The sequence below is a fragment of the Ochrobactrum sp. 19YEA23 genome, from assembly GCF_029909865.1.
GTDB lineage: Bacteria > Pseudomonadota > Alphaproteobacteria > Rhizobiales > Rhizobiaceae > Brucella > Brucella gambitense.
Genome location: NZ_JASAMQ010000011.1, coordinates 17,978 through 44,138, shown reverse-complemented (window position 1 = coordinate 44,138; position 26,161 = coordinate 17,978). Strand labels below are relative to the sequence as shown.

Sequence of the window (26,161 nt, the reverse complement as noted above, 5' to 3'; positions counted from 1 at the left end):
ACCCCTCCGGTCACGGATGCGGCGGCGGGAAGCCGTGCCGCTCCGTCAACGCGGCCAAAATTTTGTGCGGATCGGCAATCAGCGAACGCCCCTGATAGGTGCCCGTTTCGAATGGCAAGCGGTCGCCATCTTTCAAAACCAGCAACGGCAGAGACTGATTTTCCTCACCCGCAAGCTGGATCACCTTCTCGCGCGGTATTGCAAATGCGACGCGCTCGATCTTCAAATCTCCACCGAGTGACGGAAACGACGCCAGAACGCCCTCGATCAGCGCGCAATGCCAGCAGTAGAATTCCTGTCCGGGATAGGCCGGATCTTTGAAACCCGGCGTCAGAAGAAACAACGTATCTTGGGTCATTTTGCTTTGGCCTCAGAGCGAATGGATTTACAAATACCCGCTTCGACATTCCATAGCAGTTCTTCACCAAGCCGTCTTCAAAAGTGAGTAACCGTTGCGGAACCGGATGTACTGCATATCGTTCCGGTTCGACACCGGTCCTCAACAACAGGAGTTACCCCATGGGCGAAAAGATCAACCAGCGCATCGTGCTCGCATCGCGTCCGGACGGACGCCCTACGGCGGAAAACTTCCGGCTTGAGGAAGCGGCAATTCCGAGCGCTGGCGAAGGCGAAGTGCTTCTGAAGCTGCGCTATCTTTCGCTCGACCCCTATATGCGCGGTCGCATGAGCGCCGCCAAATCCTACGCGGCACCAGTGGAGATCGGTTCGGTCATGGAAGGCGGCACCGTGGGCGAAGTGGTGGAAAGCCACAGCGCAGGCTTCGCGCCAGGCGACTTTGTACTGTCCCATTCCGGCTGGCAAAGCTATGCGGTGGCCAATGCCTCAGCCTTGCGCAAGCTTGATCCTGAGCAGGCACCACTGACCACCGCGCTTGGCGTTCTCGGCATGCCGGGCTTCACCGCCTATTCCGGCCTCTTGACCATCGGCCAGCCCAAGGAAGGCGAAACCGTTGCGGTTGCCGCAGCCACCGGTCCGGTTGGTTCCGCCGTCGGGCAGATCGCCAAGCTGAAGGGTGCACGGGCGGTCGGCATTGCGGGCGGTGCAGACAAGTGCAAGGCGCTGATTGACGAATTCGGTTTCGACGTCGCGGTTGACCATCACAGCCCGAACTTTGCGCAAGAGTTGGCACTGGCCTGCCCGGACGGTATTGACGTCTATTTCGAGAATGTCGGCGGCAAAGTTTTCGCGGCGGTCTTTCCGTTGCTGAATCCTTTTGCCCGTGTGCCGGTTTGCGGGCTCATCGCGCAATATAACCAGAGCGGTCCATTTGACGGTCCCGACCGCCTGCCAGTGCTGATGCGCGATATCCTGTCCAAGAGCCTGACCATTCGTGGCTTCATCCAGCGCGACTTTGCCGACCAGCGCCCCGCTTTCTATCACGATATGGCAAAATGGATCGCTGACGGCCAAATCCGCTATCGCGAAGACATTGTGGAAGGACTCGAAAACGCACCGAAAGCCTTTATTTCCATGCTTGAAGGCGGCAATTTCGGCAAACTCGTCGTAAAGCTCTCATAGAATGCAACTATTCCGCTTGCAGAACCACGTTGCAAGCATAATGCTACGCCGGGTTTCGGGGATGCGAGTCACTTCGGCGAGGCAGGCAGATCATGGGTGAACGCCAGCAGGCTGGCATAGGCGAGGATGCAGGCGGTCCGGGACGCGAGCGCCAGGAAGAAGCGCGCCGTATTCTGGATCGGCTGGACCGCGAACAGACCGGGGCGGAAGGTCTCGTCCGTCGCGGTTTTGCCCACACCGCCAATCACCTTGCCGCCGGGGACGCGCCGGAAAACGACCGTATCGAACTCTGGGCTACCCGCATCGGACGAACCCTCGGCCTTCTCATCACGCTGGCGATCATCGTCTGGCTCCTCTTTTATCTCATGCAAAGCTAGGTCTAACATGACGCTTTCTGCGCCTTCGGACGCGACAACCGTTATTGTCATTTCAAGCCATGTCGTGCGCGGTTCGGTGGGCAACCGGGCCGCTGTCTTCGCATTGGAAACGCTGGGGTTTCCTGTCTGGGCCGTGCCAACCGTAGTCCTGCCCTGGCATCCCGGCCATGGCCCAGCCGGGCGCATCGTGCCGCCGCCGGAAGAATTTCTGCGCCTGATGCAGGATCTTCAGCGCGCACCGTGGTTAGGGGAAGTCGGCGCAATCCTGACGGGCTATCTTGGCCACCCGGAACAGGCGGCAGCCGTTGCCGAGCTGGTCAAGGGCGTCAAGGCCCAAAACCCGAACGCCGTCTATCTCTGCGATCCGGTGATTGGTGACGAGAAAGGCCTCTATGTGCCGGAGGCAACCGCTATCGGCATCCGCGACAAGCTCATGCCGCTTGCCGATATAGCAACGCCCAACCGGTTCGAACTATCCTGGCTGACGGGCGTGCCGCTTGAAGACAACAAATCGCTGATGGAAGCTGCATTGGATGCGGGCCCGGCGACCATGCTTGTCACCTCCGCCTTCCCGCTGATGGCGGGCAGCATCGGCAATATATTGCTGACGCCGACCATGGCGCTGATGGCAGAGCATCGTCGTGTGGACGGCCCAACCAACGGGCTTGGCGATCTGACCTCGGCTGTGTTTCTCGCACGCCGCCTTTCCGGGCAATCGGAAGAAAAGACCTTGCAGAGTACAACGGCTGCCGTGTTCGAAATCATGGCGCGCTCGGCAAAACGCGGCGCCGATGAGCTGATGCTGGAAGCCGACGCCTCCAGCCTTGCCACGCCCATGGCCATGGTCCAGACGCGACGTCTTGTGCACCCAACCAAGGGATTGCGCGCTTGACGCGTGAAGCGACGCCCGTTGCAGGCGTCGATGGCTGCCCGGGCGGCTGGATCGCCGTGTCGGGTGAAGGCAGTGGCATGCGTGCCGACGTTTTCAGCAGCTTTGGCGCACTGATTACGGCGCTGCCGGCCAATGCCGTTATCGCGGTTGATATGCCGATCGGATTACCGGAAACAGGCACACGCGCAGCTGAACGCACAGCGCGGGCGCATCTTGGCGCAAGACAATCGAGCCTCTTTTGCATTCCTCCGCGCGAAGCCGTTTATGCCGAAGATTATCGTGAAAGCTGCGCCCGCTCGATGGAGCGGTCCGATCCACCCCGCAAGGTTTCCCGACAGGCCTTTGGACTGTTTCCGAAAATCCGCGAACTCGACACGGTTCTGCGCGGCGAACCCCGTCTGCGCGAGCGTGTAATCGAATCTCACCCGGAACTCGCCTTTGCGATGCTGAACAGTGGATCCGATGGCCCAAGCGCCATGACGCTGCCCAAGAAGATCAAAGGGCGTGTCAATCCAGAAGGCATGGCCGAACGCCAAGCCTTGCTGATACGCTGTGGTCTGCCGGAAAATTTTGTCAGCCTGCGCGCTCCGCGTGGCGCAAAGGATGATGACTTTCTCGACGCCTGCGCCATGTTTCTCGTGGCCAGACGTTATACGCACGGCAAAGCCCGAGCACATCCTGCCCTTGCCGAGCATGATGCACACGGTCTGCGAATGACGATATGGGCCTGATCATTTTGATTGATCTCGGTTTTCGATAAGGATATTGAAACGCCATGGCTGATCTTCCGGACACACTCCTCTCGGGTTACAAAACCTTCATGACGGAGCATTTCGCGCGGGAAACCGCGCGCTATCGCGAACTGGCGGAAAAAGGACAATCACCGGAAACTCTGGTTATTGCCTGCTGCGATTCCCGCGCTGCTCCCGAGACAATCTTCAACTCTGCGCCCGGCGAAATCTTCGTCCTGCGCAATGTTGCCAATCTCATTCCCCCTTACGAGCCCGACGGCGAGTTTCATGCGGCATCGGCTGCGCTGGAATTTGCTGTGCAAAGCCTCAAGGTGAAGCACATCGTGGTCATGGGCCATGGACGATGCGGCGGCATTAAAGCTGCGCTCGATACGGAAAGCGCGCCCCTGTCGCCTGGTGATTTCATTGGCAAATGGATGAGCCTGATTGCGCCTGCGGCTGAAGCTGTCAGCGGCAACAGCCTGATGACGCCGACCGAGCGCCAGACAGCACTAGAGCGCATTTCGATCCGTTATTCGCTGAATAATCTGCGCACCTTCCCTTGCGTCGATATTCTGGAGAAGAAGGGCAAGCTCAGCCTGCACGGCGCATGGTTCGATATTTCGACCGGTGAGCTTTGGGTAATGGATCACCAGACCGGCGATTTCAAACGCCCTGAAGCCGGCGAACCCATTCTGTAATTCTTGCCATACGGCAATAAAAAGCCCCGGTTGAACCGGGGCTTTTTTGATTCCAGAACATGCGGAGCGCTTCAGCAGCGCTCCGTCATTCTTCTTAATTCCCGTCGATAGCCTTGCCCATGACGGCAATGGCGCGCTGGTAAACCTGCGCTGCATTCCAGCCCTGGATCGCGCCATAATTCGGCTCACCCGGCTGATAGCCAGCACCGCGGCTCCAGCCATGGCCAACCAGGAAGTTGGCGGTCGAGTGAAGAGCGTCCGCCTTGTTCTTCAGATCGAAATGAGCACTGCCCGAACCGCTGACGCCGTATTTCAGGACGTTTGCCGGCATGAACTGGGTCTGGCCAACTTCACCATGCATGGCGCCAACAGCCTGCGGGCTGAGGTCGCCCTGATCGACGAGCTTGAGTGCAGCGTAGAGCTGTTCGGTGAAATATTCGGTACGGCGGCAGTCATAGGCCAGCGTTGCAACGGCCGAAACCGTGTTCTGCTTGCCCAGATAGTTGCCGAAGCCGGTTTCCATGCCCCAGATCGCGATCAGCGGACCGGCAGGAACACCGTAACGCTTTTCGATATTGGCGAAGAGAGCCGCATTCTGCGCCTTCATGGCCTTGCCGCGCTTGATGATCGTATCCGCGCCGCGCTTCTTCATGAAGTCTTCGAAGGAGAGCTTGAAGCTCTTCTGATTGCGGTCGGCATTGATGGTGGCCTGCGCATATTTGGTGCTGGCCAGCGCGCTGATGCCCGCCTTGCCAACGCCGCGCGATGGCGCTTCCTTCAGGGTCTGCTGCAGCCACGCATTGTAACCGGCAGCATTATTGCCGCATTGTGCGGCCTGCGCCGCGCCTGCACCCGCAAACATGCCCGCTGCAAGAACTGTCGCCGCCCAAATCCGGCCCTTGGCAGTCAACGCCATTCTTATCTCCTTGTGAGTGATCTGCTTTGAACTGTTCCGCGAAAATGATTCGCCTTATGCGGGAATTTGCCATTCCCACACCGTAATGTCATCGGCGGATATGCGCTAAATCGGGTGAAAGAACGGCAAAACGACCGAGTTTTGCTTGACATTCGGCGCTTTGAGCCCTAATCCACCCCTCAATCTATCCGCGATCTTCAGAACGCGAGCCACCGACCGGGACCCATTTTGGTATAAAGCGATCCCGGAGGTCCACATCCGACAGCGCGTTGCGCCCTCGGGTGCTGTATCGCTTTGGGTGCTTCTTGAACTGGCAGACACGCGGGAGGATCTATCCCGGATAAGCCTCCCGCCTACTCCCGGATATAAGGAAACGCGATGTTTGAATCACTTCAGGAGCGTCTTGGCTCCATTCTGAACGGCCTCACCGGACGCGGCGCTCTCTCTGAAAGCGACGTGACGGCAGCGCTGCGCGAAGTGCGTCGTGCGCTCATTGAAGCCGACGTTTCGCTGGAAGTGGTTCGCTCCTTTACCGACCGCGTTCGTGAGAAGGCAGTCGGCGCAGAGATTCTCAAGAGCATCAAGCCCGGCCAGATGGTCGTTAAGATCGTCCATGACGAGCTTATCGAAATGCTCGGCACCGAAGGCGTTTCCATTGATCTCAACGCGCCTGCGCCAGTCGTCATTATGATGGTCGGCTTGCAGGGTTCGGGTAAGACGACCTCCACCGGCAAGATCGCCAAGCGCCTCACCGAGCGCCAGCGCAAAAAAGTGCTGATGGCCTCGCTCGATACGCGCCGTCCGGCCGCGCAGGAGCAGCTTCGTCAACTGGGCATCCAGACCGGCGTCGACACGCTGCCGATCATCGCCGGTCAGACGCCGGTCGAAATCGCCAAGCGCGCCGTTCAGGCCGCCAAGCTTGGCGCACATGATGTCGTCATTCTCGACACCGCCGGCCGCACGCATATTGACGAGCCGCTGATGGTGGAAATGGCGGATATCCGCAAGGCCGCCAATCCGCATGAAATTCTGCTGGTTGCCGACAGCCTGACAGGTCAGGACGCTGTCAATCTGGCGCGCAATTTTGATGAACGCGTCGGCATCACCGGTATCGTTCTGACCCGTATGGACGGTGACGGTCGTGGCGGTGCAGCCCTTTCGATGCGCGCGATCACCGGCAAGCCGATCAAGCTGATCGCCACCGGCGAAAAAATGGATGCGCTTGAGGAATTCTATCCCAAGCGTATTGCGGACCGTATTCTCGGCATGGGCGACATTGTTTCGCTCGTCGAAAAAGCTGCTGAAAACATCGACGCGGAAAAAGCCGCTGCGATGGCCAAGAAGATGCAGTCCGGCAAGTTCGATCTCAACGATCTCGCCGACCAGTTGGGCCAGATGAAGAAGCTCGGCGGCATGGGCGGCATCATGGGCATGATGCCCGGCATGGGCAAGATGAAGGATCAGGTTGCTGCAGCCGGTCTCGACGACAAGGTCTTTGACCGCCAGCTCGCCATTATCGGTTCCATGACCAAGGCTGAGCGCGCCAATCCAGACCTTTTGAAGCACAGCCGCAAGCAGCGCATTGCCAAGGGTTCCGGCACCAACGCTGCCGACATCAACAAGCTTCTCAAGATGCACCGCCAGATGGCCGACATGATGAAAGTCATGGGCAAGGGCAAGGGCGGAATGATGAAGCAGATGATGGGCGGCCTTGCCAGCAAGATGGGCCTTGGTGGCGGCATGGGCGGCCTCGGCGGCATGCCGGATCTGTCGAAGATGGACCCGAAGCAGCTTGAAGCACTTGCCAAGCAGGCGGAAGCGGCTGGTCTGACGAAAGGCGGCGGCTTGCCTGGACTTTCTGGCGGCGGTCTCCCCGGTTTGGGCGGACCCAAGCTTCCGGGTCTTGGTGGCGGCCTTCCAGGTCTGCCGAAGAAGAAGTGAGCATTATGAGCGACGAACAGAACACTGCACCCGCCGAACTTCTGTCACTGCGTGCCTCCATCGACAATATCGATGCGGCGCTGATCCATATGCTGGCCGAACGCTTCCGCTGCACAAAGGCAGTGGGCGTGCTGAAGGCCGAACGGGGCCTTGCCCCGGCTGACCCGGCTCGCGAAAAGCGTCAGGTCGAGCGTCTTCGCGCTCTGGCCGTCGACGCCCATCTCGACCCCGATTTCGCCGAAAAATTCCTGAACTTCATTGTGAAGGAAGTCATTCGGCATCATGAGCATGCCGCTGCCAATCACAGCGGAAAATAAATAGCCGATAACGGCTCGATCCATTGCCCAGACGGGCAGAACTACCGATAGCCCGTCAGGGCCAAACAATTGTCTAAAGGAAAGAAAAATGTCCCTCAAGATTCGTCTCGCCCGCGCTGGCTCCAAGAAGCGTCCTTACTACCACGTCGTCGTTGCCGACGTCCGCAGCCCGCGTGACGGCCGTTTCATCGAAACCGTTGGCGCATGGAACCCGATGCTGGCCAAGGACGCTGAACGCGTAAAGCTCGACGCCGACCGCATCCAGCATTGGATCGCTCAGGGCGCACAGCCGACTGATCGCGTTCTGCGCTTCCTCGACCAGGCTGGCATTGCCAAGCGTCCGGCTCGCAGCAACCCGACCAAGGGTGAGCCAGGCAAGAAGGCTCAGGAGCGTATCGCTCTGGCCAAGCAGGCTGAAGAAGAAGCTGCTGCCAAGGCTGCAGAAGCCGCTGCTGCTGCCGCTGAAGCCGCAGCCGCTCCAGCTGAAGAAGCTGCTGCAAGCGAATAATCTTTCGCGCAGTTTGCGTTTTGAGAAAGCGGCGGAGCAATCCGCCGCTTTTCTTTTATGCGCTGGCCTTCATTTGTCCGGGAAGACTTGCCGTGAGGTCCAGTTCCCATGTCTGGCCAATCAGATCGACACCGAAGGAATGGTGCGGCGCTTCTTCGACAAGCCTAAATCCGGCGCGCTCATAGAGACGCCGCGCAGCCGTCAGAACACTATTCGTCCAGAGTGTGAGGCGCTCATCGCCGACATCCTGCGCGCGCTCGATACAGGCATTGACGAGCTTTGCCCCGACACCTGCGCCCCGCGCATCCGGTTCGACATAGAGCAGGCGCAGTTTCCCAAGTTTAGGCTGGTCGCCCTTGACCAGAAAGACCGATCCCACGATGCGACCGTCGATTTCCGCCACCCATGCTGCATCATGGGCAGGGTCGAAAGCCTGCTTGAAATCGGCGAGAATGCGGGCGACGAGCGCTTCATAATCACTGTTCCAGCCATATTCGCCGGTATAGAGAACGGCCTGGCGATGGATGATCCAGCCGAGATCACCGGCTTTGAGATCACGCAAGAGTACGTGCCCGGTCTGATCTTCATCGAAAACGCGCATGATCGCACCGGTTGCCGTCAGCAGATCGCGACGGCGGTCGGGTTGTAACCCATCGAGAAGTTCGCCCACGGCATCGCAGGTATTGCGCTCCAGAGCGCTGAATGTCGTGCGGCCAGCCTCGTTCAACAGAATTGGGCGGCTGCGACCGCCTTCCGGATGCGGCTCCGTCTCGATCAGTCCGCGCTCGGTGAAGCGCTTCAATGTCCTGCTCAGCTGGCCACGATCAAGTCCCAGCGCCCGCATGATATCCGCCGCGGTTGGCGCGGCGCGATGTGCGATTTCGTAAAGAATACGCGCCTCGGTCAAGGTGAACGGGCTTTTGTCGAGATGCGCGTTCAACAGGCCAAGGCGGCGCGTATAGACACGATTGAAAGCGCGCAATGCGCCAATGTCATCTCGTTTTTCCACGTCCGTCATCGCTGCATACGCCGTCGTGCGGCGTCTCCCTATGTTGACTCTATCAATATCCAAAATGTTGACTAAGTCAACATAGGGCTGAAACGCATGGCATACTCTCACCAAACGGACTGGACGAGGCGCGAAATTACGCTATCTTATTGATTTGACGGCTCGCATTTGCGTGATTGCGAATATTCGGGCCACGACATCAGTATTCGGGCGCTTGGCAAAGCGTCCTTTTTCAGGAGAAACCCATGTCGGCTGCGACGGTTGCCTCTTCTTTTTCTTTCCGCCGTATTTTCATTGCTCTTGGTCTCACCCTTCTTGTTCCGCTGCTCTCCGCATGCGGTTTCAACACGATCCCGACCAATGAGGAAAAGGCCAAGGCTGCCTGGAGCGAGGTGCAGAACCAGTACCAGCGCCGCGCCGATCTCGTGCCAAATCTGGTTGAGACCGTGAAGGGCTATGCGGCCCATGAAAAGGACACGCTGCAAGCGGTGATTGATGCGCGCGCCAAGGCCACGCAAGTGCAGATCACGCCGGAAACGCTCAACAATCCTGAACTCTTCAAGCAGTTCCAGGACAATCAGGCCAATCTCACCAGCGCCCTGTCGCGCCTGATGGTGGTGGTCGAGCGCTATCCGGACCTCAAGGCCAATCAGAACTTCCTCGCGCTGCAATCGCAGCTCGAAGGCACGGAAAACCGCATCGCCGTGGCGCGCCGCGACTATATCGAAGCGGTTCGCGTCTACAACACAACGCTACGGACCATGCCGACCATGATCTGGACCTGGATCTGGTATCGTGACGCCCAGCCGATGCAGACCTTCAGCGCTGATGCTGGCAGCCAGACAGCACCGCAAGTCAAGTTTAACTGACGGTCGCTTCCGTGGCGGCGGGCACAGCATTTTCGCGCGATCATCGCGGCCTTCACTGGCCGCGATACCTGTTTGCATTCATCGTTCTGCTGTTTTCCGCTATCCTGACCCTGCAACCGACCTCGGTTGCTTATGCGCAGGACACGACGAAGCAGACACCTGCCCTCACTGGTCGGGTGGTCGACAATGCGGGCATCATCGACCCGGCAGAGCGGCAGCAACTGACCCAGAAACTGGCGGATTTTGAAGCCAGGTCGTCTGATCAGGTGGTGGTGGTGACGGTGCCGAGCCTCAATGGCGAGGATATCGAATCCTATTCAAACCGCCTGTTTCGCAACTGGGCACTTGGCCAGAAGCAGGAAAACAACGGCATCCTGCTCGTTGTCGCGCCGAACGACCGCAAGGTGCGTATCGAGGTCGGCTACGGGCTTGAAGGCACGATGACCGATGCACTGTCGAGCGTTATCATCAACGGCACCATCATTCCCGCCTTTCGCACTGGCGATTATAGCGGCGGCATCGTGCAGGGCGTGGACGGCATTCTTTCCGTTCTCTCCGGTGATGCAGCCGAACTTGAAGCGCGCGCCAAGCGCAATGCGCAAACCAGCTCGGACGATGTGGACTGGGTTGCCGTCATCTTCATCACCTTCTGGTGCCTGATTTTCTTCGGCGGTTTCGGTTTCGCGGTGCTTGCCCCGATCTTCGGACGCAAGCTCGGCCCCGGGCGCTATGAGTGGCTGGGCATGACAATCAACACCAATTCAAGCGGCGGCTCCGGCGGTCGTGGTGGCGGCTGGGGCGGCGGCGGTGGCTGGTCATCCGGTGGCGGTGGCGGCGGCTTTGGTGGCGGCGGCGGTTCATCGGGTGGCGGCGGCGCCTCGGGAAGCTGGTAGGGAGACGCGACGATGAAGCATCACACGCTGATTGGCGCCGAAGACCACACTCGCATTGCAGAGGCAATCCGGCAGGCGGAAGCCGAGACCAGCGGCGAAATCTACGCCGTGCTGGCGCGCAGCAGTGACGACTATTTCTTTGCAGCGGGTTTTGTCGCGACTTGCGGCATCCTGCTTGCTTCGGTCATCGCCGCCTTGCTCGCACATTGGTACTGGTTTGATATCAGCCTGCCGATGTTCGGCCTTGCCATTTTGGCCGCCTTCATTTCGGCGATGCTGGTTCTCTGGCTCTTCCCATCAATCCGCATGCTGCTGGTGCCGCGCCGTATCCGCTACAAGCGCGCTCATCTCAACGCACTGCAACAATTCCTCGCGCGCAACGTCCACATCACGGAAAACCGCACCGGCATTCTGCTCTTCGTTTCCATGGCCGAACACTATGCCGAAGTCATCGCCGATGCGGGTATTCATGCACGTGTCGAACAGGACGAATGGAACGCCATTGTCGCAACGCTGATCCATCATGCGTCGCGGTCGCAGATGGCGGAGGGGTTCGTCATGGCGATTGGTCAGGCGGGCACGCTTCTGGAAAAACACTTCCCCGCAAGCGCCGACAATATTAACGAATTGGACGATCATCTGATCGAACTTTGACAGCGCCTACACCTCAGAATCATCTACGACTTTGGTCTGAATTGTGGCGAAGCGGAGCCATTTCCGCCGTCAGCGGACGTCGTTTTATAGCGCACGGTGAATTTCTCCGGTATTTTTAGAAAAATTGCCCGAAGTTTTCGATATTTTGTTCCAAATTAAATGGATTAGATGCCAATTTTCTGACTTTTCGGGAAATTTTTCGTTATTCGCAGCGATTTGTCATCGAAAGAAAAGTCTAATCTGCTAGTTTGGCGCGCATTGCCATCATGACAGGAGTATCCGACGTGACTGCAAAGCAGGATCGGTCGAGCAAAGTTAAGAATTCCAAGGCAAGCAAAGAGGAAAAAAAGGGGGGGAAGCCGAAGGCGCTGGCAGCCTTCTCACAGCTCCTCTTCGAGTGGGCCCCGCCAGAAGATCTGGCTGCTTACGATGCCGAAGCTCTCGACAGTTCTGCCCGCCATGGCTATGCGGCGCTTGAATCCTACCGCAAGGGTAAGAGCATCATCAGCGTCGATAATGGCATCGAGCGTCACGGTCGCCCGGTGAATGTCATCACCATCGTCAATGACAACATGCCGTTCCTGCTCGATTCCATTCTGGGCGAGCTGAACAATCACGTCAGCCAGATTTTCATGGTCGTGCACCCGGTTCTCGATATTGCTCGGGAAAAGGATGGACTGGTCATTCTCGGCGAAGCATCGCAGCTCGCACCCGCCAAGGGCGTTGAGCGCGTCAGTCTTGTGCAAATTCACCTCCCCGCGCTTGGCAAACAGGCCAAGGCCGATCTGACGGACGGGCTGAAGCGCGTTCTCGGTCAGGTGCGTTTTGCCGTCAGCGACTGGAAGCCGATGTTGAAGCGTCTCGATGACGCCATTGCAGATTACAAGCGCGCTTACGAGCTGAACGGCAACGCCGCCATGCCCGAAGCCATCGCCTTCCTCGAATGGCTGCGCGACGATCATTTCATCTTCCTCGGCATGCGTGAGCTTGCCTTTGAAGGCTCAGGCAAGAAGCGCAGCCTTGTCGCTGTCAAGGAGCCGCTTGGCGTCCTTGGCGACAATGAAGTGCGCGTCTTGCGCAAGGATGACGACGACACGGTAACGCCGCGCGAAGTCACAGAATTCCTCGATAGCAGCGAGCCGCTGATCGTCACCAAGGCAAACACGCTGTCGCTGGTGCATCGCCGCTCCTATCTCGACTATATCGGCGTGAAGATCTTCGGACCGAAGGGCGAAGCCGTGGGTGAACTGCGCCTCGTCGGCCTGTTCACATCGGTCGCCTACATCAGCTCGGTCGCCAGCATCCCGTTCATTCGTTCAAAGGCCGATGCCGTCATCAAGCATCTGGGCTTCAACCGCGAAGACCATTCGGGCAAGGCGCTGATCAACGTGCTGGAAGAATATCCGCGCGATGAGCTTTTCCAGATCGACACGGAAAGCCTGACAGCCAATGCCGAACTCATCCTCGCGCTGGGCGAGCGTCCGCGCGTGCGCGCCATTCCCCGTCTCGATCGTTTCGGTCGTTTCGCGACCGTGCTGGTCTATATCCCCCGTGACCGCTACGACTCGGTCGTGCGTGAAAAAATCGGCCGCTATCTCGTCGACGTCTATGGCGGCGACAGCTTTGAGTTCCACCCGGTCTTTCTTCAGAACGGCCTGACACGCGTTCAGTTCGTCATTCGCCGTCACGAACGATCTACCCCGCATATCGACCGCGAAGCACTGGAAGCGGAAGTCCGCGCCATGGTCCGCACCTGGGAAGATGCGGTGCGTGAAAGCGTTGAAAATGCCGATGCAGGCGTCGTGGCGCTGGCTGCGAGCTTCCCGCCATCCTACCGCGAAATCTTCACCGCGCCGGAAGCGCTGGTCGATGCCGAGCGCATTGCCGGTCTCAGCCCGGAAGCACCGCTTTTCGTGGATTTCTACCGCTATCGCACCGATGGACCAGATGCGGTTTCACTGAAGCTCTATCATCACGGTGCGCCGGTCGTGCTATCGCAGCGCGTGCCGCTTTTGGAAAATATGGGCTTCCGCGTCGTCAGCGAACAGACCATCGACCTGCCGCAAGCCGGAAAAGACGGTGCACCGGTCTATGTTCACGACATGCAGCTCGTCAACGCCTATGGCGCGCCCGTCGATCTCACCGATGACGGCGAAATGCTGGAAGACGTGTTCCGCACTGTCTGGGACGGCTTTGCCGACAATGACGGCTATAATGCGCTGGTACAGACGGCGCGCCTCACCGCGCGCCAGATCATGATCCTGCGCTCCTATGGCCGTTATCTGCAACAGGCAGGGATCGCCTATTCGCAGGGCTTCATCGCAGCCGCGCTCAACCGCTATCCGGAAATCGCCAGCGATCTTTATTCGCTGTTCGATCTGCGCTTCAACCCAGCGGCGAAGCGCCGTGACGCCGCCGAAAAGAAGCTGATTGACGCCATCGAAACAGCACTTCTGGGCGTGCCGAGCATCGATGACGACCAGATCCTGCGCCGATTCCGCAACCTGATTGAAGCGACACTGCGCACCAATGCCTATACGCTGGATGGTGACGGCAAGCCGCGCGTGACCTTTGCCTTCAAGCTCAATCCGCGCCTCGTCGACGGACTGCCTGATCCGCGCCCGTATCGCGAAATATTCGTCTACGGCCCGGAAGTCGAAGGCGTGCATCTTCGTTTCGGCGCAGTGGCTCGTGGCGGCCTGCGTTGGTCGGACCGCGCACAGGATTACCGCACCGAAGTGCTGGGCCTCGTGAAAGCACAGCAGGTCAAGAATGCCGTGATCGTGCCGGTTGGCGCCAAGGGCGGTTTCTATCCGAAACGCCTGCCAGTGGGCGGCGACCGCAACGCCGTGTTTGAAGCGGGTCGCGACGCCTATAAGGTGTTCATCTCGACGCTTCTTTCGGTGACCGACAATATCCACGACAACGATGTGGTGCCGCCACAAAATGTCGTGCGTCACGACAATGACGATCCTTATTTCGTCGTCGCCGCCGACAAGGGCACGGCTACCTTCTCCGATACGGCCAATGCCATCAGTCAGGCGCATGATTTCTGGCTGGACGATGCTTTCGCATCGGGCGGTTCCGCCGGTTACGACCATAAGGGCATGGGCATCACCGCCCGTGGCGGCTGGGAAGCCGTGAAACGGCATTTCCGTGAATTCGACATGGATATCCAGACCGAGCCGTTTACGGTTGTCGGCGTGGGCGACATGTCGGGCGACGTGTTCGGCAACGGCATGCTGCTTTCCGAGCAGATCAAGCTGGTTGCCGCCTTCGACCATCGCGACATCTTCATTGATCCGAACCCGGTTCCGGCTGACGGCTTTGCCGAGCGCAAGCGCCTGTTCGAACTGCCGCGCTCCAGCTGGCAGGATTATGATCGCTCCAAGCTGTCGTCCGGTGGCGGCGTCTATAGCCGCAGCCAGAAGACCATCACATTGTCTGCCGAAGCAGCAGCCGCAATCGGCCTTGCCAAGACCACGGCAACGCCGCAGGAAATCATGACGACCATCCTGAAAGCTCAGGTTGATCTCTTATGGTTCGGCGGTATCGGCACCTATATCCGCGCCTCCAGTGAAACGGATGCGCAGGTCGGCGACCGCGCCAATGATGCCATTCGCATCACCGGCTCGGATGTGCGGGCCCGTGTGATCGGCGAAGGCGCCAATCTCGGCATGACCCAGCGCGGACGTATAGAATATGCGCTCGCTGGTGGTCGCAGCAACACCGACGCCATCGACAATTCGGCTGGCGTCAACTGCTCGGACGTCGAGGTCAACATCAAGATTGCGCTGGCCGCAGCCATGCGTTCAGGCAAGCTCAAGCGCCCTGCCCGCAACAAGCTTCTGGTCAGCATGACCGACGATGTTTCGGAACTGGTGCTGCGCAACAACTATCTCCAGCCGCTGGCGCTTTCGCTGAGCGAGCGTCAGGGCTTGGCGGAGCTCCCCTATCAGGCACGCTTCATGGCGGAGCTGGAAAACCGGAAGCTTCTGGACCGCAAGGTCGAGTATCTTCCATCGGATGCGCTCTTGACTGAGCGCCAGAAGGCTGGCCAGCCGCTGACCCGTCCGGAACTGGCGGTGCTGCTGGCCTATGCCAAGCTGTCGCTCTCCGACGATCTGGTGGCGAGCGCACTTCCAGACGAGCCTTACTTCCAGTCGCTGCTGTTCGGCTATTTCCCGAAGCGCATGGCTAAAACCTATGCCGAGGAAATCTCCGGTCACCGCCTGAAGCGGGAAATCGTTGCGACCTTGCTGGCAAATGATGTCATCAATCGCGGCGGTATCACCTTCATCAGCCGTCTGGCCGACACGACCGGCAAGTCGCCTTCGGATATCGTTCGCGCCTATGTCGCCGTGCGTGACGGCTTCGAGATCGATGCGATCTACGACGCCATTGACGCATTGGATAACAAGGTGCCGGGCGATGTGCAGAACCAGTTCTACCATCTGGTCGGCGAAATGTTGCAGGCGACGACAGCTTGGGTTCTGCGCAACGATACGACCCGCGCAAACCTCACCGAGCTGGTTGGCACCATCGTCAAGGCGCGCGCCGAACTGGAACCGCGTTTCGAAGGCCTGATGCCGGAATTCCTGCGCAACGCTGTGCGTGCCGACAAGGCCGCCTTTGTTGAGAAGGGTGCGCCGGAAAAGCTGGCCCAGCGTCTCGCCAATCTCCAGCTTGCGGGCATCATGCCGGATATCGCGCTGATCGCGCATCTGGCGGAAGCCGATCTGGTGGCAACGGCCAAGGCCTATTTTGGCGTGTCGGAAGCCTTCCGCATCGGACGCATCGAAGATGCCGCTCGGTCCATTCCCGTCACTGACTATTATGACGGATTGGCTCTGTCGCGTGCCAGCGAGACCATCACGCAGGCCGCGCGCGGGATCACCATCGCCGCTCTGAAGCGCTTCGCCAAGGAGAAAGACCCGGCTGCGGCGTGGCTCGATGCAGACGGCGTCCGGATCGAACAGGTGAGAAACCGCATGGTCGCGCTCACCGAAGGTGGTGACCTCACCGTCTCGCGTCTGGCCGTTGCGGCGGGCCTGATGTCGGATCTGACGCAATAATCCGCACCGACAACAAAAATTTAAAGGGCAGCTTAGAGCTGCCCTTTTCATTTCTTGTCGGGCAACCATGGTCCGTATAAGCTCCGGCCACATTCGCAAGGGAGTGGCATTTGACCGATCAGGCAGTCAGCGAACGCAGCTACGCATCTCGTCGCGGCATATGGGGCTGGATGCTGTTCGACTGGGCGGCGCAACCGTTTTTCACCGTCGTCACAACCTTCGTTTTCGGCCCCTATTTCATCTCCCGCATGGCGGCAAACCCGGAAGCCGGACAGGTTGCATGGGGCTATGGCATCGCTGCGGCGGGCTTTATCATTGCCGTTCTGTCGCCAGTTCTGGGTGCTGTTTCGGACCGTACGGGCGCACGCAAACCCTGGATCGGCTTCTTTGCCGTTTTGAAGATCGTCAGCCTGTCGCTCCTCTGGTTCGCCGCACCGGGCGCTAGTCTGTTCTGGGTGCTGCTGGTCTTCGCAATCGCCTCGACTGCCGCCGAATTCTCCATTGTCTTCAATGATTCCATGATGCCGCGCCTCGTGCCGCGCGCGGATATTGGACGTATCTCCAACATCGCCTGGGGGCTTGGCTATCTGGGCGGCATGATCATGCTGATCTTCGTCGTGCTGTTTCTGGCCGGATCGCCGCAAACCGGCAAGACGATCATCGGCATTGAACCGCTTTTCGGCCTCGACCCTACAACCGGCGAAGATGCTCGCATTACAGGCCCGCTCGCAGCGCTCTGGTATCTGGTCTTCGTGCTGCCGATGTTCCTCTTCACGCCGGATTCGGCGCGGGGCGAGCCTTTGTTCAAGGCGATGCGTCATGGTCTTTCGGAACTGAAAGCCACGCTGCGCGAAGTGCGCCAGCGCTCCGGCATCATGCGCTTTCTGATTGCCCGCATGGTCTATCAGGATGGCGTCAACGCTTTGCTGGCGCTGGGCGGAGGCTATGCCGCAGCCATGTTCCACTGGTCGATTACCGAGATCGGACTGTTCGGTATGATCCTCAATGTCATGGCGATCTTCAGTTGCCTTGCCGCCAGCCGCGTGGATACGCGCTTCGGCTCGAAAGCCGTGGTTATCGGGTCGCTGGTGCTGCTGCTGCTCGCCACGCTCGGTATCGTATCGACAGGGCGTGACTACACGTTTTTCGGGCTGCTTCCCTTTGCGGAAAGCACCGCGCAGGGACTTTTCTCGACGCCCGCAGAACATGCCTATCTGATTTATGGCCTGATGATCGGCGCGGCCTTTGGCCCCGTGCAGGCGTCATCGCGCTCGTGGTTTGCACGCAGCATCCAGCCGGAAGAGTCCGGCCGTTATTTCGGCATCTACGCGCTGGCTGGTCGTGCGACCAGCTTTCTGGCCCCATTTCTGATCGCAACCGTGACGGCAATCAGCGGATCGGCAGCAATTGGAATGGCAGTGCTGGTGATTTTCTTCGCCGCGGGTCTCTATCTGACGAAAATGACGCCCTATCCAGCCGAGCGCCCTGCGTGAAAACTGGCGCGAGAATAATCGCACCAGCTCCGTGACCTCAACTTACATCATGCCGACCGCGCTGGCCGCGCCGATGGCCAGCAGACCGCCGACGATCGGCGCGGCAACGGGCACCCAGGCATAAGACCAGTCAGAACCGCCCTTACCTGGAATCGGCAAGAGCGCATGCGCGATACGCGGTCCAAGATCACGCGCCGGATTGATGGCATATCCTGTCGGCCCGCCAAGCGAAACGCCGAGTGCCCACACGAGAAGACCAACCATCAGCGGAGCGAGAACGCCATCGGCGCCAACAGCCTTGGCACCAATCGCGATGACCACGAAGACAAGCACGAAAGTGCCGATGATTTCAGTCACACAATTGGCTGGAATGTTGCGGATTGCCGGGGCCGTGCAAAACACGCCAAGTTTCAGCGCCTTATCCGTGGTCGGCTTCCAATGCGGGAGATAGGCAAGATAGACAAGCACTGCCCCCACAAAAGCACCCAGCAATTGCGCGGCGATATAGGGAACCACTTCCGCAGCCGGAAAGCTCCCCGCCGCATAGAAAGCGAGCGTGACGGCAGGGTTGAGATGGCCGGCAGCCCCCGCCGCAACTGAAACCATAACGCCGCAGAGCACGGCCAGACCCCAGCCGACCGAAATAACGATCCAGCCGGAATTCTGTCCCTTGGATTGTGCCAGAAGCACATTTGCGACGACCCCGTCGCCAAGCACGATCAGCACCATCGTGCCAAGGAATTCGCCGAAAAAACCACTGGTCATAATCTCATCCCGAAAAAATTCACATTGCAGAAATTCATCCGGTGGACGCGTAATGCCCACCGGCCTGCTAAAAAGGTTTTGCAATTCTCTGTTTCGCTCGGTCTCAACGACCGAGCTTCAGCTTCAATCCACCCAGTTCAGGGAGCGTTGCACCGCTTTTTCCCAGGATGCGAAAAGGCTCTCCCGCTCCTTCTTCGGCATTTTCGGATGCCAGCGATGACCAACCTGCCAGTTTTCCACGACATCTTCCGTGGATTTCCAATAGCCGACGGCAAGGCCAGCGGAGTAAGCCGCACCCAGCGCCGTGGTTTCCACGATCTTTGGGCGAACCACTGGCACGTGTAGAATATCGGCCTGAAACTGCATGACGAAGTCGTTGACGGTCATGCCGCCATCAGCGCGCAGTTCACTGATCTCGACGCCGGAATCCTTCACCATTGCTTCCAGCACCTCACGCACCTGATAGCAGCTTGCTTCGAGCGCCGCGCGGGCAATATGGCCCTTATTGGCAAAGCGGGTCAGCCCGGCAATAACGCCACGCGCCGACGATTCCCAATGCGGCGCGTAAAGCCCGGAAAATGCAGGCACGAAATAGACGTCGCCATTATCGTCGACGGTGCGGGCGAGCGTCTCGATATCGCTGCTATTGCGAATAATGCCAAGATTGTCGCGCAGCCACTGCACCAGCGCCCCGGTAATGGCGATGGAGCCTTCCAGTGCATAGGAGGGCTTGGCATCACCGAGCTTGTAGGCGACGGTGGTCAGCAGGCCATAATTCGACGAAACGAGCTTGTCGCCCGTATTCATCAGCATGAAGCAGCCCGTACCATAGGTGTTTTTGGCCGCACCTGGCTCCAGACAGGCCTGTCCGAAAAGCGCAGCCTGCTGATCGCCGAGAATACCGGCGAGCTTTACGCCGTTCAGGGCCCGGACGGTAATCTCGCCATAGACCTCGCTTGAGGAGCGTATCTCCGGCAGACAGGCACGGGGAATATGGAAAAGGTCGAGAATTTCCGCGTCCCATTGCAAACTTGCAATATCCATCAGCTGTGTGCGCGAGGCATTGGTGACATCAGTGATGTGAATGCCGCCCTTCGGGCCGCCGGTCAGGTTCCAGGCCAGCCACGTATCGATGGTGCCAAACAGCGCCTCGCCCGCCTCGGCCTTTTCGCGGGCGCCCGGAACATTGTCGAGAATCCAGCGCAGTTTCAGTCCGGAAAAATAGGTGGCAATCGGCAGGCCGGTTTTGGCGCGCAGACGATCCGCGCCACCGTCTTTGGTATATTGCGACACGAGGTCAGCAGTGCGCGTATCCATCCAGACCAGCGCATTGTAGAGCGGCTGGCCGGTGGCCTTGTCCCAGAGCAGCGTTGTCTCGCGCTGATTGGTAATGCCGACAGCGGCAATATCTGCCGCCGTCAGCTTGGCCTTCTTCAGCGCCTCGGCGACGACATGCTGCGTGTTGCGCCAGATCTCAAGCGGGTTGTGCTCGACCCAGCCAGCCTTGGGGTAAATCTGCTCATGCTCGCGCTGATCCATGGCGATGATATCGCCTTGCTGATCGAAAATGATGCAGCGTGTGCTGGTGGTTCCCTGATCAATGGAACCGATAAATTGCTTCGTACTCACGGTATCCTCCCGTCGAATATCTTTCTGTAAAACCTATTCAGTTTACATCAGGTGATGAAACGCTCCGCTTGTGCCGTGGGCACCCTCCTTCTGATGCAAAGCATGCTCGCATTTGCGCGACCGCTTACAAACGAATGTAAAACGAAACAATTCGAAACTCAACGAAAACAAAAAAGCCCCGAAATTTTTCGTTTCGGGGCTCGTTTTCAGATTGTAAACCAATGAATTAATGGCGGAAATGACGCATCCCGGTCATCACCATGGCAATGCCATGCTCATCGGCAGCAGCGATCACTTCTTCGTCACGCATCGAGCCGCCGGGCTGAATCACAGCCGTGGCACCCGCCTGAACAGCCGAAAGTAGACCGTCTGCAAACGGGAAGAACGCGTCGGAAGCGACCACACAGCCCTTGGTCAGCGGTTCTGCGAGACCGGCAGCTTCTGCCGCATCTTCTGCCTTGCGGGCAGCGATACGTGCGGAGTCCACACGGCTCATCTGGCCTGCGCCAATACCAACCGTTGCGCCGTCCTTCACATAGACGATGGCGTTCGACTTCACGTGCTTGGCGATGCGGAAGGCGAACTTCATGTCGTTCAGTTCAGCTTCGCTCGGGCTGCGCTTGGTCACGACCTTGAGGTCGAGATCATCAACAACGCCGTTGTCGCGTGATTGAACCAGCAAACCACCGGCAACTGTCTTCGCGGCAATGCCCTTTGCGCGCGGATCAGGAAGGCCGCCCGTCACCAGCAGACGCAGGTTCTTCTTGGCGGCAACGATGGCCTGTGCACCCTGCGTTGCATCGGGAGCAATGATGACTTCCGTGAAAATCTTGACGATTTCCTCGGCGGCATCTTCATCCAGCGTCTTGTTGAGCGCAACAATACCGCCAAATGCCGACACCGGATCGCAGGCCAGCGCCTTCAGATAGGCATCCTTGATAGATGTGCCTTCCGCCACGCCACACGGATTGGCGTGCTTGATGATGGCAACCGCAGCCGTGCGTGCCGGGTCGAACTCGGCAACGAGTTCGAATGCCGCATCGGTATCGTTGATATTATTGTAGGAAAGCTGCTTGCCCTGAAGCTGTGTTGCCGTGGCAACGCCCGGGCGCTTTTCGCCAGAGAGATAGAAACCTGCGGTCTGGTGCGGGTTTTCACCGTAGCGCATGACCGAATGCAGCTTGCCTGCAACCGAACGCCAGACCGGCGTTTCTTCTTCAATGGCTTCGGCAAACCAGTTGGAAATCGCCGCGTCATAAGCCGCAGTGCGCGAGAAGGCCTTTGCGGCAAGCTTCTTGCGGAAAGCGAGCGGCAGCGAACCGCCATGCTTCTCAAGCTCGGTGACCACCTCGTCATAGTCTGTCGCATCCACGACAGTTGCGACATAGGCGTGGTTCTTGGCCGAAGCGCGGATCATCGCCGGGCCGCCAATATCGATATTCTCAACCGTGGTGTCGTAATCGCCACCCTGGAAGCGGACTTCCTCAAACGGATAGAGATTGATCACGGCGAGATCGATGCCGCCGATCTTGTGCTCTTCCATTGCGGCAACATGTTCCGGGTCGTTGCGCACGGCGAGCAGACCGCCATGGACTGCCGGATGCAGCGTCTTCACGCGCCCATCCATGATTTCGGGAAAACCGGTGATTTCGGAAACGTCACGAACCGGAATGCCTTCTGCGGCAATGGACTTGGCCGTACCGCCGGTCGAGAGGATCTCGACACCATGCGCATGAAGCGCCTTGGCGAATTCGATCAGGCCGGTTTTGTCGGAAACGGAAAGGAGGGCGCGGCGCACCCGATGAAGATCGGGAGCGGGAATATGCTTTGAGCTGACAGCCATAGGAAACGGTCTCTTCGTTGCTGAAGCGTTTTGCGTTCAGGAAAGGGGACAGCGTCGCCGTAGCACAGTCGGACAAGGAATCCTACCGCAAAAGACCGGAAACCACCGGCGAAAGAAAAACCCCGCCTTGAAGGCGGGGTTTCCTGTGAGACATTGCGACTATTAAGGCGCCTTACTTCATCGTCGGGATGACGAATTCAGCCCCATCCTTAACCCCACGCCGCGCGCCCGCAGCGAAGCGAGGACGCGCAAACGTAAAGAATCGTCTGGCTTACTTCATCGTCGGGATGACGAATTCAGCCCCATCCTTAACCCCAGACGGCCAGCGCGAGGTGACAGTCTTGGTCTTGGTGTAGAAGCGGAATGCATCCGGTCCGTGCTGGTTGAGATCGCCGAAGCCGGAAGCCTTCCAGCCGCCGAAGGTGTAGTAAGCGATCGGAACCGGGATCGGTACATTGATACCAACCATGCCGACCTGAACACGGCTTGCGAAATCGCGGGCCGCATCGCCGTCACGGGTGAAAATGGCAACGCCGTTGCCAAATTCATGATCGTTCGGCAGAGCCAGCGCTTCCTCGTAGTTCTTGGCGCGAACGACCGAGAGAACCGGACCGAAGATTTCTTCCTTATAGATGCGCATGTCGCGCGTCACATTGTCGAACAGGCAGCCGCCCATGTAGAAGCCATTTTCATAGCCCTGCATCTTGAAGTTGCGGCCATCGACAACAAGCTTTGCGCCTTCTTCGACACCGAGATCGACATAGCCGCGGATGCGGTCAAGGGCGGCCTGCGTGACAACCGGGCCGTAATCGGCGGAATTGTCGGTGGACGGGCCGATCTTGAGCGATTCAACGCGCGGGATGAGCTTTTCCATCAGGCGGTTGGCGGTGTCTTCACCGACAGGAACGGCCACGGAAATTGCCATGCAGCGTTCGCCTGCCGAGCCGTAACCAGCGCCGATGAGCGCATCGACGGTCTGGTCCATATCCGCGTCCGGCATGATGAGCATGTGGTTCTTCGCGCCGCCGAAGCACTGCACGCGCTTGCCGTTCGAGCAGCCGCGACCATAGATATACTGGGCAATCGGCGTGGAACCAACGAAGCCGATGGCCTGTACATCCGGATCGTCGAGCAGTGCATCGACAGAATCCTTGTCGCCGTTGACGACGTTGAAAATACCGGCTGGCAGACCAGCTTCCATGAACAGTTCAGCCAGACGCATCGGGACACCCGGGTCACGCTCGGACGGCTTCAGAATGAAGGCGTTGCCGCAGGCAATTGCCGGACCGGCCTTCCAGAGCGGGATCATGGCCGGGAAGTTGAACGGGGTGATGCCGGCAACAACGCCGAGCGGCTGGCGCATGGAATAGGTGTCGATGCCCGTGCCGGCATTGTCGGTGAATTCGCCTTTCAGCATGTGTGCGGAACCGAGGCAGACTTCCACCACTTCGAGACCGCGCTGAATGTCGCCCTTGGCGTCGGCAATGGTCTTGCCATGCTCACGCGCCAGCAGTTCGGCCAAGCTGTCATATTCGGCTTCAACGAGTTCAAGGAACTTGCGCAGGATGCGCACGCGGCGCTGCGGGTTGGTCGCTCCCCATGCAGGCTGTGCAGCCTTGGCGTTTTCGACAGCGGCGCGCACTTCAGCCTTGGTGGCAAGCGCGACTTTGGCCTGTACCGTGCCGTCGAGCGGCTGGAAAACGTCGGCGGTGCGACCGCTATTACCGGCAACATGCTTGCCGCCGATGAAATGTCCGATATTGCGCATCGAGAAACCTCCCTGATTACCGTTTATGAGAACATACCCTGCCCTCATCGTTGCACCTATCCTGACTCTGCAAATTCATGATTGCAAGGCGCTGAAAAGCGTATCCGTTGTGCATTTTTTATAGTACGAAACATGATCCCGAAAAGTGCGAAGCGGTTTTCGGACAAGATCATGGTCAGGCAAAGTACATTATGAACTGGGATGATATTCGCATATTCCTCGCGGTCGCGCGCTCGGGCCAGATTCTGGGCGCGGCCAAGCGGCTTGGCCTGAACCACACCACTGTGGCGCGACGGCTGACGGCACTTGAAACAGCGCTTTCCACCACGCTTCTGACGCGCCGGACCAATGGTTCGACGCTGACACAGGCGGGTGAGGAATTTCTACTCGCCGCCGAGCGCATGGAAGCGGAAATGCTGTCCGCCCGCGCGCAGGTTGGCAATGCGGATGTCGCGGTTTCAGGCACAGTGCGCATAGGCGCGCCGGATGGTTTCGGCGTGACCTTTCTTGCACCGCGCCTCGCTCGGCTGACACAGCAATATCCAGACCTCACCATCCAGCTGGTACCGGTGCCGCGTTCTTTCTCGCTGTCCCGACGCGAGGCCGATATCGCTATTACCGTCGAACGTCCGGATCAGGGACGGCTCATCGCGCGCAGACTGGTCGATTATACGCTCGGCCTTTATGCCCACCGCAGCTATCTGGAAGCCAACGGCACGCCCGAAAATTCAGACGACCTCAACCACCATCGCCTGATCGGCTATGTGGAAGATCTGGTCATCAACCCATCGCTTGCCTATGCGCCGGAAATCAGCCGCGACTGGAAACCAGCTTTCGAGGTGTCGAGCGCTCTGGGACAGGTGGAAGCGGTGCGCGCAGGTGCAGGCATAGGCATTCTGCACTCGTTCATCGCCCGCGCAGACCCCGATCTTGTGCCGGTTCTGCCCGACCGGGTGATCCGGCGCGCCTATTGGCTCGCCTATCACGAATCCGCCCGCACATTGCGGCGCGTGACCGCCGTATCGGCACTCATCTCGGAACTGGTGGAAGGCGAAAAATCGCTATTCAGTTGAGGGCAGGCATGCTCAATTGAGCCGCATATAGGCGGCCATAACACCCACAATCATCGCAGCCGGAACGAACAATGCGTCAAGGCCGATGAAAGCATGGCCAAGGCCACCAGCAACCGCACCGAGCATCAGCGACAGCCAGACAGAAACATGCTGCAACCAGCGCCACTTTGGCGTTTCGCCGCGCAGCGAACAGGCAAGGTCGGCGGCGGCATTGAAAAGCGTTCCGGTCACATAGGTCACGCCGAGACGCGCCGCCCCTATGGGCTGGACGGCAGCATTCTGCGCGCCCATCGCGGCGGCGAGCAGCAGCACCGGCTGGATGAACATCGATCCCTCCCGCCGTAGCACGCCCACTGCCAGCAAGATCGCCACGACGCTGGCCATCACATAGAGGCTGCCCCAGCGCCCATAGGCGCGCACGGTCAGTGTGCCGAAAAACGCGCCCAAAAAGAACAATATGATCAGGATGGCGGGAAACCAGACCAGCACAGAGCCTTGAACGCCGGGTTGCCCCGCGAGTGCGACGCCGAGCTGCGTGGTATTGCCGCTCATGAAGGAAGCGAAGAAACCGCCTAGTTGCAGAAAGGCTATCGCATCAACGAAACCAGCCGATGCGGTAAGAACCAGACCGAGCGACAATTTGGAATTCGGTGTCATTTCACTGGACTTCGGGAAAGGAAACGACCCGGCTTCGACAATGCCGGGTCTTGCTAGAAGTGGAACTGATACTCAGACGCGTTTGACGATGCGCAGAATGATCAGAAGTATTGCCGCGCCGATGAATGCGTTGATGATCGAGGCAATGATCCCGCCGCCAACGGAGAAGCCGAGGCGCGGCAAAAGCCAGCCTGCAAAGAACGCGCCGATCACACCAACAATAATATTGCCGATCATGCCGAAGCCACCGCCCTGCACGACCTTGCCGGCCAGCCAGCCCGCAACGAGACCGACAAAAAGAAATACGATTAGACTTCCAACATCCATGCGCTTTTCTCCCTCCAGAGCACATCCCGAAAAGTGTGAAACGGTTTTCGGACGAGATGTGCGTCAAAACAAACGGTTAGAGCGCCGTCACCCGACGCATCTGGAGTGAGTTGACAATATGTTGGTCGAGCACACAAGAGGGGTGCGAAAATTTGAGCACATCCTGAAACAGCCTCGCATTTTT

At 58.8% G+C, this 26,161-nt stretch carries 23 protein-coding genes; 14 read left to right on the top strand and 9 right to left on the bottom strand.

Translation table 11 applies throughout. The features are described from left to right. Window positions 1-10: 10 nt before the first annotated feature. The gene (locus QBD01_RS21935) at window positions 11-358 is read right to left on the bottom strand and encodes a DUF3088 domain-containing protein (protein ID WP_280994524.1); all 348 of its coding nucleotides are present in this window, start codon (window positions 356-358) and stop codon (window positions 11-13) included. 161 nt (window positions 359-519) lie between these two features. On the opposite strand from QBD01_RS21935, the gene QBD01_RS21930 reads away from it, so the two are divergent. The 5 genes from QBD01_RS21930 to QBD01_RS21910 all read left to right on the top strand — a co-directional run bounded on the left by QBD01_RS21930 (window position 520) and on the right by QBD01_RS21910 (window position 4,240). Continuing rightward, window positions 520-1,539, top strand: a complete 1,020-nt coding sequence (locus tag QBD01_RS21930) for an NADP-dependent oxidoreductase (RefSeq protein ID WP_280994523.1) — start codon at window positions 520-522, stop codon at window positions 1,537-1,539. A 92-nt stretch (window positions 1,540-1,631) separates the two neighbouring features. Next, a complete protein-coding gene (locus tag QBD01_RS21925; protein ID WP_280994522.1) occupies window positions 1,632-1,916 on the top strand; it encodes a hypothetical protein in 285 nt (94 codons plus the stop codon). 7 nt (window positions 1,917-1,923) lie between these two features. Beyond that, a complete protein-coding gene (pdxY, locus tag QBD01_RS21920) occupies window positions 1,924-2,808 on the top strand; it encodes a pyridoxal kinase PdxY (RefSeq protein WP_078339568.1) in 885 nt (294 codons plus the stop codon). Beyond that, window positions 2,805-3,539, top strand: a complete 735-nt coding sequence (locus tag QBD01_RS21915; protein WP_280994521.1) for a DUF429 domain-containing protein — start codon at window positions 2,805-2,807, stop codon at window positions 3,537-3,539. The genes pdxY and QBD01_RS21915 overlap by 4 nt, the downstream gene beginning before the upstream one ends. Before the next feature lie 44 nt (window positions 3,540-3,583). Next, window positions 3,584-4,240, top strand: coding sequence for a carbonic anhydrase (locus QBD01_RS21910; protein WP_182521739.1), 657 nt, complete (start codon window positions 3,584-3,586; stop codon window positions 4,238-4,240). Between the two features lie 94 nt (window positions 4,241-4,334). On the opposite strand, the gene QBD01_RS21905 is transcribed toward QBD01_RS21910, so the two are convergent. After that, the gene (locus QBD01_RS21905) at window positions 4,335-5,156 is read right to left on the bottom strand and encodes a lytic murein transglycosylase (protein ID WP_280994520.1); all 822 of its coding nucleotides are present in this window, start codon (window positions 5,154-5,156) and stop codon (window positions 4,335-4,337) included. A 378-nt stretch (window positions 5,157-5,534) separates the two neighbouring features. On the opposite strand from QBD01_RS21905, the gene ffh reads away from it, so the two are divergent. The 3 genes from ffh (at window position 5,535) to rpsP (ending at window position 7,922) form a co-directional block, all read left to right on the top strand. Then, complete coding sequence (gene ffh, locus QBD01_RS21900; RefSeq protein ID WP_182521741.1) at window positions 5,535-7,097, top strand: signal recognition particle protein; 1,563 nt, start codon at window positions 5,535-5,537, stop codon at window positions 7,095-7,097. Window positions 7,098-7,102: 5 nt separating this feature from the next. Further along, window positions 7,103-7,414, top strand: a complete 312-nt coding sequence (locus QBD01_RS21895; RefSeq protein ID WP_078339573.1) for a chorismate mutase — start codon at window positions 7,103-7,105, stop codon at window positions 7,412-7,414. A gap of 88 nt (window positions 7,415-7,502) precedes the next feature. Next, the gene (rpsP, locus tag QBD01_RS21890) at window positions 7,503-7,922 is read left to right on the top strand and encodes a 30S ribosomal protein S16 (protein ID WP_109369837.1); all 420 of its coding nucleotides are present in this window, start codon (window positions 7,503-7,505) and stop codon (window positions 7,920-7,922) included. Between the two features lie 55 nt (window positions 7,923-7,977). Here the strand turns inward: rpsP and QBD01_RS21885 are convergent, their stop codons facing one another. After that, window positions 7,978-8,940, bottom strand: coding sequence for a helix-turn-helix domain-containing GNAT family N-acetyltransferase (locus QBD01_RS21885; RefSeq protein ID WP_280994519.1), 963 nt, complete (start codon window positions 8,938-8,940; stop codon window positions 7,978-7,980). A 236-nt stretch (window positions 8,941-9,176) separates the two neighbouring features. Between QBD01_RS21885 and QBD01_RS21880 the strand changes: the two genes are divergently transcribed. The 5 genes from QBD01_RS21880 to QBD01_RS21860 all read left to right on the top strand — a co-directional run bounded on the left by QBD01_RS21880 (window position 9,177) and on the right by QBD01_RS21860 (window position 17,915). Further along, window positions 9,177-9,800 carry a LemA family protein gene (locus QBD01_RS21880; protein ID WP_280994518.1) on the top strand — a complete coding sequence of 208 codons (624 nt, stop codon included), beginning with the start codon at window positions 9,177-9,179 and terminating at the stop codon, window positions 9,798-9,800. Between the two features lie 80 nt (window positions 9,801-9,880). Further along, window positions 9,881-10,693 carry a YgcG family protein gene (locus QBD01_RS21875; protein ID WP_280994564.1) on the top strand — a complete coding sequence of 271 codons (813 nt, stop codon included), beginning with the start codon at window positions 9,881-9,883 and terminating at the stop codon, window positions 10,691-10,693. Window positions 10,694-10,705: 12 nt separating this feature from the next. Beyond that, a complete protein-coding gene (locus QBD01_RS21870) occupies window positions 10,706-11,347 on the top strand; it encodes a TPM domain-containing protein (RefSeq protein WP_280994517.1) in 642 nt (213 codons plus the stop codon). Between the two features lie 284 nt (window positions 11,348-11,631). Further along, window positions 11,632-16,422, top strand: coding sequence for an NAD-glutamate dehydrogenase (locus QBD01_RS21865; protein WP_280994516.1), 4,791 nt, complete (start codon window positions 11,632-11,634; stop codon window positions 16,420-16,422). A gap of 110 nt (window positions 16,423-16,532) precedes the next feature. Further along, window positions 16,533-17,915, top strand: coding sequence for an MFS transporter (locus QBD01_RS21860; RefSeq protein ID WP_280994515.1), 1,383 nt, complete (start codon window positions 16,533-16,535; stop codon window positions 17,913-17,915). A 42-nt stretch (window positions 17,916-17,957) separates the two neighbouring features. On the opposite strand, the gene QBD01_RS21855 is transcribed toward QBD01_RS21860, so the two are convergent. The 4 genes from QBD01_RS21855 to QBD01_RS21840 all read right to left on the bottom strand — a co-directional run bounded on the left by QBD01_RS21855 (window position 17,958) and on the right by QBD01_RS21840 (window position 23,920). Then, window positions 17,958-18,680 (bottom strand): MIP/aquaporin family protein, encoded by a 723-nt coding sequence (locus QBD01_RS21855; RefSeq protein ID WP_280994514.1) that lies wholly within the window; start codon window positions 18,678-18,680, stop codon window positions 17,958-17,960. Window positions 18,681-18,803: 123 nt separating this feature from the next. Beyond that, window positions 18,804-20,309, bottom strand: coding sequence for a glycerol kinase GlpK (glpK, locus tag QBD01_RS21850; protein WP_280994513.1), 1,506 nt, complete (start codon window positions 20,307-20,309; stop codon window positions 18,804-18,806). A 226-nt stretch (window positions 20,310-20,535) separates the two neighbouring features. Continuing rightward, window positions 20,536-22,152 (bottom strand): bifunctional phosphoribosylaminoimidazolecarboxamide formyltransferase/IMP cyclohydrolase, encoded by a 1,617-nt coding sequence (gene purH, locus QBD01_RS21845; protein WP_280994512.1) that lies wholly within the window; start codon window positions 22,150-22,152, stop codon window positions 20,536-20,538. 271 nt (window positions 22,153-22,423) lie between these two features. Next, on the bottom strand, window positions 22,424-23,920 hold the full coding sequence (locus tag QBD01_RS21840) for a CoA-acylating methylmalonate-semialdehyde dehydrogenase (protein WP_182521750.1): 1,497 nt from the start codon (window positions 23,918-23,920) through the stop codon (window positions 22,424-22,426). Window positions 23,921-24,111: 191 nt separating this feature from the next. On the opposite strand from QBD01_RS21840, the gene QBD01_RS21835 reads away from it, so the two are divergent. Next, entirely contained in the window at window positions 24,112-24,993 is an 882-nt protein-coding gene (locus QBD01_RS21835) for a LysR family transcriptional regulator (RefSeq protein WP_078340930.1), read from the top strand. A 12-nt stretch (window positions 24,994-25,005) separates the two neighbouring features. On the opposite strand, the gene QBD01_RS21830 is transcribed toward QBD01_RS21835, so the two are convergent. After that, window positions 25,006-25,650, bottom strand: coding sequence for a YoaK family protein (locus QBD01_RS21830; protein WP_280994511.1), 645 nt, complete (start codon window positions 25,648-25,650; stop codon window positions 25,006-25,008). Window positions 25,651-25,722: 72 nt separating this feature from the next. Continuing rightward, the gene (locus tag QBD01_RS21825; protein ID WP_078340905.1) at window positions 25,723-25,977 is read right to left on the bottom strand and encodes a GlsB/YeaQ/YmgE family stress response membrane protein; all 255 of its coding nucleotides are present in this window, start codon (window positions 25,975-25,977) and stop codon (window positions 25,723-25,725) included. Window positions 25,978-26,161: the final 184 nt, after the last annotated feature.

Coding starts and splice junctions, on each gene's coding strand:
- QBD01_RS21895 (WP_078339573.1), top strand. CDS start 7,103: ATGAGCGACGAACAGAACACTGCACCCGCCGAACTTCTGTCACTGCGT.
- QBD01_RS21905 (WP_280994520.1), bottom strand. CDS start 5,156: ATGGCGTTGACTGCCAAGGGCCGGATTTGGGCGGCGACAGTTCTTGCA.
- QBD01_RS21910 (WP_182521739.1), top strand. CDS start 3,584: ATGGCTGATCTTCCGGACACACTCCTCTCGGGTTACAAAACCTTCATG.
- QBD01_RS21930 (WP_280994523.1), top strand. CDS start 520: ATGGGCGAAAAGATCAACCAGCGCATCGTGCTCGCATCGCGTCCGGAC.
- QBD01_RS21855 (WP_280994514.1), bottom strand. CDS start 18,680: ATGACCAGTGGTTTTTTCGGCGAATTCCTTGGCACGATGGTGCTGATC.
- QBD01_RS21925 (WP_280994522.1), top strand. CDS start 1,632: ATGGGTGAACGCCAGCAGGCTGGCATAGGCGAGGATGCAGGCGGTCCG.
- rpsP (WP_109369837.1), top strand. CDS start 7,503: ATGTCCCTCAAGATTCGTCTCGCCCGCGCTGGCTCCAAGAAGCGTCCT.
- QBD01_RS21880 (WP_280994518.1), top strand. CDS start 9,177: ATGTCGGCTGCGACGGTTGCCTCTTCTTTTTCTTTCCGCCGTATTTTC.
- ffh (WP_182521741.1), top strand. CDS start 5,535: ATGTTTGAATCACTTCAGGAGCGTCTTGGCTCCATTCTGAACGGCCTC.
- pdxY (WP_078339568.1), top strand. CDS start 1,924: ATGACGCTTTCTGCGCCTTCGGACGCGACAACCGTTATTGTCATTTCA.
- QBD01_RS21830 (WP_280994511.1), bottom strand. CDS start 25,650: ATGACACCGAATTCCAAATTGTCGCTCGGTCTGGTTCTTACCGCATCG.
- QBD01_RS21835 (WP_078340930.1), top strand. CDS start 24,112: ATGAACTGGGATGATATTCGCATATTCCTCGCGGTCGCGCGCTCGGGC.
- purH (WP_280994512.1), bottom strand. CDS start 22,152: ATGGCTGTCAGCTCAAAGCATATTCCCGCTCCCGATCTTCATCGGGTG.
- QBD01_RS21935 (WP_280994524.1), bottom strand. CDS start 358: ATGACCCAAGATACGTTGTTTCTTCTGACGCCGGGTTTCAAAGATCCG.
- QBD01_RS21840 (WP_182521750.1), bottom strand. CDS start 23,920: ATGCGCAATATCGGACATTTCATCGGCGGCAAGCATGTTGCCGGTAAT.
- QBD01_RS21825 (WP_078340905.1), bottom strand. CDS start 25,977: ATGGATGTTGGAAGTCTAATCGTATTTCTTTTTGTCGGTCTCGTTGCG.
- QBD01_RS21885 (WP_280994519.1), bottom strand. CDS start 8,940: ATGACGGACGTGGAAAAACGAGATGACATTGGCGCATTGCGCGCTTTC.
- QBD01_RS21870 (WP_280994517.1), top strand. CDS start 10,706: ATGAAGCATCACACGCTGATTGGCGCCGAAGACCACACTCGCATTGCA.